At 37.2% G+C, this 13,000-nt stretch carries 8 protein-coding genes; 2 read left to right on the top strand and 6 right to left on the bottom strand.

Going from position 1 to position 13,000, the window contains the following annotated elements:
* Positions 1-212: 212 nt before the first annotated feature.
* Together GX311_03140 and GX311_03135 are read left to right on the top strand one after the other, a co-directional pair.
* The gene (locus GX311_03140) at positions 213-3,080 is read left to right on the top strand and encodes a T9SS type A sorting domain-containing protein (protein NLK15371.1); all 2,868 of its coding nucleotides are present in this window, start codon (positions 213-215) and stop codon (positions 3,078-3,080) included.
* Positions 3,081-3,166: 86 nt separating this feature from the next.
* On the top strand, positions 3,167-4,132 hold the full coding sequence (locus tag GX311_03135) for a radical SAM protein (protein ID NLK15370.1): 966 nt from the start codon (positions 3,167-3,169) through the stop codon (positions 4,130-4,132).
* On the opposite strand, the gene GX311_03130 is transcribed toward GX311_03135, so the two are convergent.
* From GX311_03130 to GX311_03105, 6 genes are all read right to left on the bottom strand, one after another.
* A complete protein-coding gene (locus tag GX311_03130; protein NLK15369.1) occupies positions 4,129-6,438 on the bottom strand; it encodes a T9SS type A sorting domain-containing protein in 2,310 nt (769 codons plus the stop codon). The genes GX311_03135 and GX311_03130 overlap by 4 nt on opposite strands.
* A 43-nt stretch (positions 6,439-6,481) precedes the next feature.
* Positions 6,482-7,069 (bottom strand): non-canonical purine NTP diphosphatase, encoded by a 588-nt coding sequence (locus GX311_03125; protein ID NLK15368.1) that lies wholly within the window; start codon positions 7,067-7,069, stop codon positions 6,482-6,484.
* A 230-nt stretch (positions 7,070-7,299) separates the two neighbouring features.
* On the bottom strand, positions 7,300-8,379 hold the full coding sequence (locus GX311_03120; protein ID NLK15367.1) for an OmpA family protein: 1,080 nt from the start codon (positions 8,377-8,379) through the stop codon (positions 7,300-7,302).
* Between the two features lie 95 nt (positions 8,380-8,474).
* Entirely contained in the window at positions 8,475-9,401 is a 927-nt protein-coding gene (gene queG, locus GX311_03115; GenBank protein ID NLK15366.1) for a tRNA epoxyqueuosine(34) reductase QueG, read from the bottom strand.
* Positions 9,401-10,426: a Holliday junction branch migration DNA helicase RuvB gene (gene ruvB / locus GX311_03110; GenBank protein NLK15365.1), complete on the bottom strand. Its 1,026-nt coding sequence runs from the start codon at positions 10,424-10,426 to the stop codon at positions 9,401-9,403. The genes queG and ruvB overlap by 1 nt, the downstream gene beginning before the upstream one ends.
* Positions 10,427-10,471: 45 nt before the next feature.
* Positions 10,472-12,952, bottom strand: a complete 2,481-nt coding sequence (locus GX311_03105) for a YfhO family protein (protein NLK15364.1) — start codon at positions 12,950-12,952, stop codon at positions 10,472-10,474.
* Positions 12,953-13,000: the final 48 nt, after the last annotated feature.

Genomic DNA, 13,000 nt, shown 5'->3' with positions numbered 1-13,000 from the left:
GTTAATGTTTACTTTAACAGGCTCATCCCTTTCTTTTTCTGTTGGAAAACTCACTGATTCCCAGCAATTTATGTAAACTTTTCTTCATTTATGCTTTAAAAAATATATTGTGGTACAGTAAAAACCACTTGATTTTTTTCTTTTTTTGGTTTGCAAATCGTAAATTTGACCCTGGTATTATGAAAATAATTAATTAACTAATCTTATTAACTATGAAAAAAATTCTATCATTAATTGCAATGGTAACACTAATAGTTGCCTTTACAAAAGCCGAGCCTGTGGACATTCCCACAGCAAAACAAGTAGCTGAGAACTATTATAAACATTATGCTCCTGAAAGCATAACAGATTTCAGCATTAAAAGTGTCCACACTAAAAGTCACAATGGTATTAATACATATTATACGTTTGTTTTCAATGCCGGTGGTTTTGTTATCGTATCTGCAGATAATGCTATCGTTCCTGTTTTAGGCTATTCTCACGAAGGAGAAATAGATGGGAATAAATTAAACCCAATCGCTGATCTATGGATGGAACAATACGACAAAAACATTGTTGATATTGTGTCCCAAAAACTCTCAAACACAGAGACTCTTATAGAGTGGAATAGCATTTTGGGAAACAGTTTCCCAAAGAACGATCGTGCAGTGAATCCTATTTTTAACATTAATTGGGGTCAAGGTACTGGATTTAACACATATTGTCCTGCAGGTTGTCCTGTCGGATGTGTTGCCACATCCATGGCAATGATTATGCGTCACTACGAATATCCTACTACAGGAGCGGGTTGGCACAAATACGTACATCCAACTTATGGACCTCAAACCGCTTACTTCTTTTCAACCACTTATGATTATGCTAACATGCCTACAACAAGTGCAGGTAGTCCAGCTGCAGCAACTTTAAGTTACCATTTAGGCGTTGCCGTTAACATGAATTACACTCCATCTGGATCAGGGGCATATAGTCAAGATGTTCCGGCTGTTATGGCTAACTATTTTAAGTATGATCAAAGTATTATGTATGTTCAAAAAACGCAATATACTAATGATACGTGGATTGCTCTTTTGAAAAATGAGCTTGATAATGCTCGTCCTATTCTTTATTCAGGAAGTGATGCTAATTATGGCGGACACGCTTTCTTATGCTTAGGCTATAATGACAACAACCAGTTTTACTTTAACTGGGGCTGGGAAGGTAGTAGCAACGGATATTTTACAATAGGTGCACTAAATCCATCCGGTTACGCCTTTAACTCAAATAATTCTGCTGTAATAAATATTAAACCAGCGGCTCCAGGGGAAGAAAAATTTCTTTGGACTGAAAAATTTACTAGTTTCCCAAATAATAGTACATATCCAGGTCATCTTTCAGCTGTAAATGAATCAGTAGCATGGGCAACAGGCCGTGACGGTAGCGGTGGAGGTGCAAACTATCGCGTTTATTGCTTAACTACTGATGGTGGTGCTACTTGGACATCAGGGCAAGTTAACTATGGAACAGCTTTTTCTATGATACAAGGCCTTGATGCAAATACTGCATTTATAGCAGCATATGGTACAGGAAGTGGAAACACAATACTTAAAACTACAGACCGAGGTGTAACTTGGACTCCAATATTAACAGGATCTGATGCTAATAGTTTCTTTAATACAGTACACTTTTTTGACTATGATAATGGTGTAGTTCAAGGAGACCAAACAGGAGGCTATCACGAAATCTTCGTTACCTCTGATGGTGGCGAAAACTGGACACGTGTTGCTGCTGCAAATATCCCTTCTCCTGTTAATACTAGTGAATATGGTATAGTTGGACACTACACAGCTGTTGGCAATACTTTATGGTGGACAACCAACAACGGATATGTTTACAAAACAACTGACAAAGGACATAATTGGACTAAACATTTTGTATTCGATAACGCCGGCGCAACAGTAAATGCATCGATTGCTTTTTCTGATGATGCCTTAACTGGACTATTACTTGCATACGTTCAAGGCAGTCCATATAGAAAGTTTAAAACAACTGACGGTGGCGAAACATGGCAAGAGCTTACAAGCGCCCCCTCTAACTTTTACGAATCTGATATCTCTGCTGTTCCCGGCGAAACAGGTATGTTTGTTTCTGTGGGAGCTGATTATCAAACACCAAAAATGGGTATCTCGTTTACCAGGGATGGTGGTGATACTTGGGAAGATTATAGTCAATACTACACCGCAAGCCAATTTGTAAGTGTTGGTATGATTAGCGAAACAAAAGGCTTTGCAGGTTCTTTCCAGGGTGAATATACTGGAGGCATGTGGGTTTTAGGAGAAACTGCAACATTCAATGCAGACTTCGAGGTTGACATAACAAAAGCGTGCGTTGAACAAGAGGTTACTTTTACAAACCTGTCTTTCGGACACACAACTATTAGCTGGGATTTTGGAGAAGGAGCCACTCCTGCCACAGCAGATACTGACGGACCACATACTGTAACATATTCTACACCTGGGAATAAAACAATTTCCATAAGTGCTTCTGACGGTAATACAACATTGACTGAAACTAAAAACAATTTAGTTGAAATAGTTGGTTTACCTACTCCTGATTTTACTTACGAAGTAAATCAAAGCTTCCCAAAATTGGTTAATTTTAATGCAAGCTCATCAGCAGGGGTTGTTACAGGAGCCAAGTATGTTTGGGACATGGGTAACGGAAAGATTGTTGAAAAACTTGTGCCAGAAATGCAGTATATATATACAGGACAAGATGTCTATAATGTGACTCTAACGATAGAAAACATTCCCGGTGGATGTTCAAACTCAATAACAAAGCCTGTTGACAACACTTTATCAATTGAAGAGACTGGATTGAATGAGTTGTTAATATATCCAAACCCAGCTAATGAGAAACTTGTTATTGCTAACGTTAACGGAGCAAAAATAGAGATATACTCTATTGAAGGCCGCTTAATTCACAATTCTGTAGCTGATAGCGATTCTTATGAAGTTAACACATCTGCTTATAAAGCTGGTGTCTATTCAGTTAAAGTTATTGGCATCGACAATGTTATTACAAAAACAATTGTAATTCAATAGTTTATTTCAATAAACACAAAAAAGGCATCCTTATGGATGCCTTTTTTATACCTTACAGTTAAAGTTCATAACAAAAACATATTATAATGATGTTTTTTTCCATTGTTAGAACATTTTCCTTTAAAAGGATTATCAACTTTGCATATTCAATTATAAACTATTTTTTTCTAAAAGTTAAAGTTTTGCCCAACCCTAATAATCAACCTATAACAATTACTCTTGAGCTATCATCAATTTGCGATTTAGCGTGCCCCGAATGTCCCACTGGTATGGGGAAAGTGAAAAGAGATAGCCAGTTTATGAGTTTTGAAATGGCAAAAACTATTATAGACGCCCACTCCAAAAGCACTATGGTTGCTATTTTATATTTTCAGGGCGAACCTTTTCTAAATCCACATTGGTTCGATATAATATCATACGCCCATACAAAACGACTTTACACATTAATCAGTACAAATGCCCAGTCTATAAGCCTTCATGATTGTGAAAAAATAATTGAATCTGGACTTGACCAACTAATTATTTCAGCAGACGGTGCAGAACAGGCTGTTTATGAACAGTATAGGGTGGGTGGTAATTTCTCTAAAATAACAGATACTCTCATAAATTTAAAGACATTAAAAGAGTCTAAGAGATCGAAAACTCCTAAAGTTATATATCAAACACTTTTATCAAAACATACCGAATTTAACACAAAAAACATAAAACAAAGTGCTTTAAAATGGGGAGCCAATAAAGTTGTGTTTAAAACAATGCAGATATATGATCAATCGAAAGAAAATTTGGCAAAATGGCAGCCTAAAACAAAAGCATATCGGCGGGTAAACAAAATCAACAAAAATGATAGTAGAATTATTTGTTGGCGTGCTTTAACTAATGCAGTTTACACAACCGATGGAGCCCTTGTACCATGTTGTTTTGATAAGCTTGCTGAACATACTTTTGGGACAATTGCCAAAAACGCATGGGGAAGCGAGAGGCGTAAAACATTTCTAAAAAAACTCTCAAACGGAAAAATTTATCCTGTCATTTGTAAAAATTGTAACTATTAATAACCTGCAACAAAAATTTTTGTATTTGCAGAAAAAGAGCCATCTAAAGACGCACAAAAGATAAGATAAACACCACTTGGAACGCGATTACCATCAAAATCACGAACATTCCAAACACCTGTTCCTCCATTTGAATATGTTTCATACACAAGTCTGCCTGACAAATCAGTTATTTTTATCGTTGTGTTCTCAACCAGCCCGCGTATTATTACAGAACCGTGGTAATCTTTGTGCACAGGACTTGGATATACAACTAATTCGGAAAAATCATTGTTACCTTCGGTTGCACTTCCAACGTAAGAGATAGTGCCAAGATCAGTTGCAAAAAACACCTCGCCACTTTTTTCATTTATACCAATTGAAAAAACATTGTTTGAAATTAGAGGACTATTTTCAGTCGTTAAGTTCAATATTTGCTTGTTCCCACCTTCATTAAGTAAAAAAACTCCTCCGCCTTGAGTTGCTATCCACTTTCTGTTGCCGCCATCAACTTTGATGTCAGCAATGTTTTCACTTCTTAACAGATAATCAATTTCATCGTCAACCTCCATAATCAATTGAGATGCTACTATGTTAGAATGTAAAGCTCTTTGAGGATTATAGTAAACAAAAACACCTCCAGTTTTCATACCCACCCACATTGTTTCATCTTTATCGAGTACTATTGAACGCAGATCTCTAAAAATAGTACCATCTGAGCGTATTACTTCAAACACTTTATATGCATTTGGCTGATTATTTAACAATTTTTCAGGATTAAACACGGCTATTCCTTTCCCCTCTAAAATTACCCAAATATCTCCCCATGGAGTTGACACCATTTTCGAAGCATAATCTTTAACAATTAGCCCTCCTAAATCAAAAACCTGCCACTCTCCATTATTTTTCTTGACTGCAATGGGATGATTTGCTCCCCACTGTGAAATCCATAGATTTTTACTATTATCGTAAGCCAAACCTGTGACACGTACATAACCCTCACCGTACCCTGAAACAGGTTCCAAAAGACTATTAGACATATTCCATGTTTTTACAACTTCTCCGTTAAGAAATTCAACCATACCATATCCGTATGAACCTGCAATAATATGCTGTGGATTCCAAGGATTAGTTATTGATATTGAAATATTTGCGACACTCTCTAAAGAATCGGTTGTTCGTCTATTATAATTTTTCCATTCATTATTTTTAAAACGATATATTCCGTAATGACTCCATGGTTCTCCATGACTACCTCCGGAAATCCAAACCTCATCTTCGGCAACATTTACATGAAAACTTTTGTAGAAAGCCGGACCATTTGGTCTAATTGTATCACGCATACCTTGATATTTTACCATTTTCAACAATCCAACCATACGATCTGCAACATAATAATCCCAATCATTTAAGGTAACCAAATCACTAGGACCATTTAGTTCTGTCCCGAAGAAGGGTTCACGATATCCTTCTCGACCATCTGCTTCAAACCAACGAACATCGTTGTTAGACACAAAATATAAATATTTATTATCTGAATGTATACCTCTTATATCACAACCAAATTGTGGAAATTGAAATTGACGATAATTCCCTTTTCGATATAAAATCATCTCATCATTCTGATAACCCGGTATTTGACGGCCTATCCATAGTGTATCCGCCCATCCTTCACAAAAGCTATAATCAGCAAAGGCGTTAGGTAAATTTCTCAATCTTTTCCAGTTGCCAAAATCTAACAGGTTCAAACCCTGACGTGGAGCACAATATATACCTCTATCGGTTGCTGCAAATATGCTATCACCCAAAACAGTAACATCGTTAACTATTATGGAGCTTTGTGATGTTCCAAATCTATAAGTTGCTAATATTAAATGACTTTTGATATCAAGTAAGTTTATACCGAATGATGTGACAACAAAAACCGTATCACCACTGATTTTTAAGTTTTTGATGGTTTTGTCTCCAATTATCTCTGCACGCTTAATAGCAGAAACGTTTGTAACTCTTCCGTCAACAAGTATGTCAATATTTCCATTTTGATAACCAATAATAAGGGATTTACTCTTATGATGCATCCTCATCGCAGTAATTCCAATATCCGAAAGGTCTGTTATTTTGTTATATCTTTCGATATAATAGTCTTCGAGATTATAAGAAAAAAGACTCGAAAAACTTGCGCCCCAGATTACAGGGTGATCGTAAGCTAAAAATTGAACTTGATGATAAGGAAAATGAGCACGCCAATTCCCCATTTTAAATTCATCTTGTGCTAATAAGTTCAAGCAGCAAAATGTTATTATCGAGACTAAAATTATTCTTCGCATTTACAATAGTTTTTAACTATTTAAGAACACTTTTTTCAGCAATTTATTGTTTAATAGTGTAAGTTGTGAAAAATTCAATGAGTTTATTGATAGCCTTAGCTCTGTGACTAATAGTGTTTTTAAGGCTTAATGGCATTTGAGCAAATGTTTCGTTATATCCATTTGGAATAAATACAGGATCGTATCCAAAGCCTTCGGTTCCAATAGGCGTGTCGATAATTTTACCTTCTACAATCCCTTCAAAAAAATATCTTTTGTTGTCAAAAATCAGTGCAATGACGGTTTTAAAGCGAGCATTTCTGTTTTTTATGTCTTTTAATTTCTTTAGCAAAAGGTTGACATTATCTACCGAGTTTTTTGCATCACCCGCATATCTTGCAGAATGTATGCCGGGTGCTCCTCCAAGAGCCTCAACTTCAAGCCCTGTGTCATCAGCGAAGCACCATTTATTGGTCTTGGAAAAGGCATATTCGGCTTTTTGTAAAGCATTGGCTTTCAGCGTGTCTCCTGTTTCTGGAATATCTTCATAAATGCCCACTTCCGACAAGCTCAATAATTCTACTTCTTGTGGTAATAGTGCCGAAATTTCAGATATTTTATGCTGGTTGTTAGTTACAAATAGTAGTTTCATTGAGTTGAAAGTTTATAAAGTTTTAAAGTTGAAAGTACAGACAGCGCATGCGCTGTCTGTACAAAAGTGTTTATTAATTCACAATTAACCATTAAGAAGTTAATAAACATTAAGTTTGGGCTAAAGCTCAAAATACGTGTGTCAACCTACTAACCAACGACTTAAAAGTCGTTGCTATTGATATAACAATCCCTATCAATTCGTAATTGCACATTGTTCATTGTTAATTGCTAATTGTTCTCGAGGATTTTTAGCAATTCGTCTAATTTTGGAGTCAGGATTATTTCTGTTCTTCTGTTTTTAGCTCTTGCTTCGGTTGTTTTAGACTTTTCTACCGGGTGATACTCAGAACGTCCTGCAGCCATTAGCCTGTCGGGATTAAGTCTCTTGTTCTCCAACAAAACTTTAACAACTGTCGTAGCTCTTTTAACACTTAAATCCCAGTTGTCCTGAATTTCACCTCTGCCCTGAAGTGGAACATCGTCTGTGTGTCCTTCTATAAGAATATTAATATCCTTGTTTTCTGCCAAAACATCTGACAGCTTTTGAAGTGCCATTCTACCTCGTGAGTCAATGGTATAACGCCCCGATTTGAAAAGCAGTTTTTCGTCTAAGCTAACATAAACTTTCCCATTGCGATGCTCAACAGTAAGTCCATCATTTTGGAATCCAAGCAGCGCTTTAGAAACTTTATCTTTAAGTTCCCTTACTGCATTATCTTTCTGTTTAAGCATTTCCTGTAGTCTAGCCATCTGTCTGCTTTGCTCTTCAAGGTTCCTCTCTTTTTCTTGCAGCATTGAGTCTAACGAAGCTAAAATTTGGTTTCTGTCTTCTAATCTAAGTTGCATTAAGTCCAAATTGTTCCTTTCTGCTGATAAACTGTCGCGCAGTTTACGCAAATTTTCTTCACGTCTTTGCAAATCTTCACGCAACTGATGTAACTCAACCAGCATTTGTTTGTTTTCACTCTCAACGCCGTATACCATTTCGTCTAACCGTCTTGTTAAATCGTTGTTCGCAGCTTGTAAAATATTATATTGACTTTTATAGTATCTCATTGAGTCTAGCTGTCCTGCTAGCTCATTACGTGACTGTTGCACTTCACGTTTCATTAGGTCAAGCTCAGATTGTAACTCAGTTTTTTCTACTGTCAGGTCGGCATTTTTGGCTTTAAGTGAGTCTCTATCGCGAATAGATCGCTCGGTTTTCATCTCTAGTTCCACGAATTGTCTTTTTGGGACACACGAAACTGCAAACGCTAAAAGTGTTGCTAATACAAGAACTGAGATTTGCTTACTTCTCTTTATCATATCTAAATTTTTTTGGTCTGTTAATGATGTTTATTAACGAAAAAAACCGTTACGAAAATACCCTAAAATGTCATAATATCCAAACTGCAAGTTTCTTATTTTTTATTACACCACAAAATATTTCTCCTAATTCCGCGTAATCCCGCTCGTCTTAAGGGCGAATGCGAAAATCGGCGTTTAAATTGGCTCGAACCCAATGTGTTCCAATCATCATCTGTCATATTTGTAATTTCAGGCTTTGCCGCGAAGTTGTTTTTATTAGCCAACGGAATATTTTCGTTATGCGGACAAACAAGGTTACAAATATCGCAACCAAAAATATAGTTTTCAAATTTTATTCTCTCATTAAATATTGATTCTGAACGCGATTCTATTGTTTGATACGATATACAGCGTTGCGAATCTAAAGTATAAGGCTCTACAATTGCTCCATTTGGACAACTGCTGATACATTTTCCGCAACCAAGGCAGGTTTCGTTGCTCGGAGTGTCGCTATCAAGCTCTAAATTTGTTACAATGGAGCCAATAAAATTGAAAGAACCAAGTTTCGGGTGGATAAACATTGTGTTTTGTCCAATAAACCCTAATCCTGCCTGCACCGCCCAATATCGTTCGGCGACGGGTTGTGCATCAACACTAATTTTCCCTACTGTTTTAGGCTCTATATCAACAATGAAAGAGAGTAACTGATTTAATTTTTCTTTCAAAACATAGTGATAATCTTGAACATGAGCAAATTGTGCTATCTTATATTTCGATTTGCTTTTGATATTCTCTTGATAATAATTTACAATAACAACAATTACCGATTTCGCTTCAGGGACATATAATATTGGCTTAGAGCGTGTTTCAATATTATTTCGCATATACTCCATGCTGCCGTGATACCCTTTTTGTATCCACGACTCTAGATGTTCATGCAACTTGCCGGTATTTTGCACTTTGGCAATTCCAACATCGTCGAAGCCAAGTGCAATGGCTTGCCTTTTAATTTTTGTAGATATTGTTTCGTGTTCAAGCATCAGTCGAACAGTGATTGTTGCCTATATCCCGAAGCTCTGTTTAGGTGTTTATATGTTAGCTCTGTAGCCTCTCTACCGCGTGGTGTGCGTTTCAAAAATCCCTCTTTGATAAGGAACGGCTCGTAAACCTCTTCAATAGTTCCCGGGTCTTCGCTCAAAGCAGTTGCGATTGTAGATAACCCCACCGGACCCCCGCTAAATTTATCGATAATTGTTGTCAATATACGATTATCCATTTCGTCAAGTCCGTGCTGATCGATATTTAGAGCTTCTAAAGCATAAATCGAAATCTCTTTATCTATAACACCACTGCCTTTTACCTGCGCGAAATCGCGAACACGTCGAAGCAGAGCGTTAGCAACGCGCGGAGTACCACGACTGCGTAACGATATTTCCGTTGCTGCATCTTCTTCTATGGGAATATTCAAAATTCTTGCCGACCGTTTTACAATGCCCGATATTACTTCGTTATCGTAATACTCTAGATGACAGTTAATTCCGAATCTCGCTCTTAAGGGTGCTGTTAACAATCCGCTTCGTGTTGTGGCTCCAATCATAGTAAAGGGGCTCAACCCTATTTGCACTGTTCTTGCCGAGGGTCCTTTGTCAATAACGATATCAATACGAAAATCCTCCATTGCAGAATAGAGATACTCCTCAATCACAGGGTTTAAACGGTGTATCTCATCAATAAAAAGAACGTCGTTTTCTTCTAAACTTGTTAATATGCCTGCAAGATCGCCGGGTTTTTCAAGAACAGGTCCCGAAGTGATCCTCATTTTTACGCCCAGTTCATTGGCAATGATATTGGAGAGCGTAGTTTTGCCTAGTCCGGGAGGTCCATGCAACAAAACATGATCTAGAGCATCGCCACGCATACGTGCAGCTTCGACAAATATTTTCAGATTTTCCAAAATCTGTTTTTGTCCCTGAAAATCGTCGAACGTCAGCGGACGTAACTGCTGGTCGATTTCAATGTCGCTTGGCGACTGCTTTGGATTGCGTATGTTAAACTCTTCGGACACTTATTAAGTTTCTTTTACTTTTTGCAAAGGTAAACATTTTAAATTCTACGACTCAACCTCTTTTTTTGGCTTTCTAAATATTGGCACAATCAAAACCCACACACTCAATAACAAGATCAGAGCCGAACTTGCATATGAGACAACATTCCCGACAAAATAGGATTTTGGATGAAACTCAAACAACACTTCGCCCTCGCCTGCCGGTAACACCAATCCGCGTAACAGATAGTTTGCTCTTATGATTTCAGCTGGCTCACCGTTAACAAAAGCTCTCCACCCTTTTGGATAGTACATTTCTGAAAACAGTGCCAAAGCTTCTGTCTCCGACTGGAATGAATATTCTAAACGATTAGCTGAATAGCTTTTCATTGTTATACTCTTTTCATTAGAGTTGTTTAAATTATCACCTAAAATATTCTCATATTGCTTATCTACAACAGCTGTATTTTCGAGTTTTGTTGTTGACAACAGTGCCATTTCGTCATTTGCTCCCGATGCCCAAACAATACTATCGACAAACCACGCTTGACCAAGAGCATAAGGATTAACTATTGGCTGATTATCAGGCGAAAGTATATAATATCGTGTATTCAACATATTTAAAACATTAAGCTCTCGCATTACGCTGTCAACTTTCTGATAGGTTGGACTTACCTGTAAAATATCTTTTACTTTATTCATTTCGGGGATAATCTGCTCATCTATAAGTTCTTGATAGCGTCGCATTTTCGCACCATGGTAGCCTCCAACACTATTGTGGAAATATGATGTTGCAGCATCGTTAAATGTGTTTGACGCGAAATTTAAAACTCTGTAATGCTCCTTATCTTTCAGGATTTCCATGTCGGCTACTGTGGGCTTAAATGGCTGTTGCTTCAACTCTGTACGTGATACCCAACTGTCGTTTTGAGCATATCTTAAAGATACAGGAATTAAATCTGCAGCAAACAATAAACCTAATGCCACGGTTGCAACTGTTGCTTTGATTTTAGCTTTTGATAAGAACCATATCAAACCCGATGTGACTAACATAAACAATAGTGAACGAAAAACATCTGATTGTAACATACTTAGACGATCGGCTTGTAATGATTTTTGAATTATATCAGGTATTCTAACATCCGATCTTCCTATCATTTCTGAACTTGAGCTGTTTGCAATGAGTATCAGTAAAAGCAAACCAGCAACGATAGACGTTGAATATATCAGAGGCTTTTTAATTTGAGCAAACGTATATTTATTCTTTGCAATTTTGTCGAATGCAATGATAGCAAGCAGCGGCAAAGTAAATTGCGCTATTACCAATGTCATGCTTACAGTACGGAACTTGTTATATCCGGGCAAATAATTGATAATAAGCTCGTTGAACCACATAAAGTGTCGTCCCCAAGCTAATATAATTGCTAAGATTGTTGCTATAAGTAGCCACCATTTTAGGTTCCCTTTCAGTAGAAACATTGCCAAAATGAACAGGAATATTACGGTAGCCCCAATATAAACAGGTCCTGAAGTAAATGGCTGATCTCCCCAATAGGTGTCTGAATACTTTATAAATTGGTCGGCTGTTTGTCTTCCGTAATTTTGCTCTACTACCTTGTAAGTTTGGCTATTTTTCCCCAAATCCATATGGCTTGAACCACCTTTCAGATTGGGTACAAGTAAGTTAAGCGTTTCGCCTTTGCCGTAGCTCCACGCGGTGATATAATCAATATCAAGTCCGGTTGTCTGATTTTGATCTGGTTTCTCTAAATTTGGTTTTCCTCTTGAAAATGCGCTGTATTCATATACTGTCCAAAGGGTTGTTAGGTTAGCTGCTAATGCTAATGTCGCTCCTATTACCAAACAGGCAAATGTTTTTCCGAAATCTGCTAATTTTCGCTTTTTAATGGCTGATATCAATTCGAAAAGCCCCAATAAAGCGACTATAATAAAGGTGTAATATGTTATTTGAAGGTGGTTTACATATATTTGGATAGATAAAAACAAGCCCAACAACACCCCTCCCCTCAACCTATCGGACTTAAAGGCGTGATAGACCGAAGCTACGACCAACGGCATATATCCAAGTGCCATTACTTTTGTAATATGTCCGGCGTAAATTATTATTATAAAATAAGTAGAAAAGGCGTAAGCTATTGCTCCCGCAATACTCCGAGACGGCGATACTCCAAAAAGCAAAAGAGCCATATAGAAGCCCAACATATATAAAAAGAGGTGGTTTGCTGGGCGCGCATGGTTCAAATTCAATACATTATGAACGTATCTGGTTAAGTTTGCATGTCCGGGGTTATGTATTAAAAATGTGGGCATACCGCCGAACATTCTGTCAGTCCAAAGGGCATACTCGCCTGTTTCTGCTTTAAGTTCTTTTAACTCTTGAGCAGCACCGGCATATGCCATCATATCTCCTTGACGCAACATCTTCCCCTCTAAAACAGGGTGGAAATAACCGAAACTTACAATAACAAATAAAACTATTGCTACTAAGTGTGGTTTAATGGTTTGAAAATCTATCCGACTCTTCATATGATTGTGGTTTTTAATAAAATCAACTCTTTTAAGGCGCTTAAAATA

The sequence above is a fragment of the Bacteroidales bacterium genome (assembly GCA_012519055.1).
Lineage (GTDB): Bacteria > Bacteroidota > Bacteroidia > Bacteroidales > Salinivirgaceae > JAAYQU01.
Note: the sequence above shows the minus strand (reverse complement) of the source record. Positions and strands in the feature narration are given on the sequence as shown.

Excerpts from the sequence above, each read along its gene's own strand:
- GX311_03135 (NLK15370.1), top strand. The coding sequence starts at position 3,167 with ATGATGTTTTTTTCCATTGTTAGAACATTTTCCTTTAAAAGGATTATC.
- GX311_03120 (NLK15367.1), bottom strand. The coding sequence starts at position 8,379 with ATGATAAAGAGAAGTAAGCAAATCTCAGTTCTTGTATTAGCAACACTT.
- GX311_03105 (NLK15364.1), bottom strand. The coding sequence starts at position 12,952 with ATGAAGAGTCGGATAGATTTTCAAACCATTAAACCACACTTAGTAGCA.
- GX311_03140 (NLK15371.1), top strand. The coding sequence starts at position 213 with ATGAAAAAAATTCTATCATTAATTGCAATGGTAACACTAATAGTTGCC.
- queG (NLK15366.1), bottom strand. The coding sequence starts at position 9,401 with ATGCTTGAACACGAAACAATATCTACAAAAATTAAAAGGCAAGCCATT.
- GX311_03125 (NLK15368.1), bottom strand. The coding sequence starts at position 7,069 with ATGAAACTACTATTTGTAACTAACAACCAGCATAAAATATCTGAAATT.
- GX311_03130 (NLK15369.1), bottom strand. The coding sequence starts at position 6,438 with ATGCGAAGAATAATTTTAGTCTCGATAATAACATTTTGCTGCTTGAAC.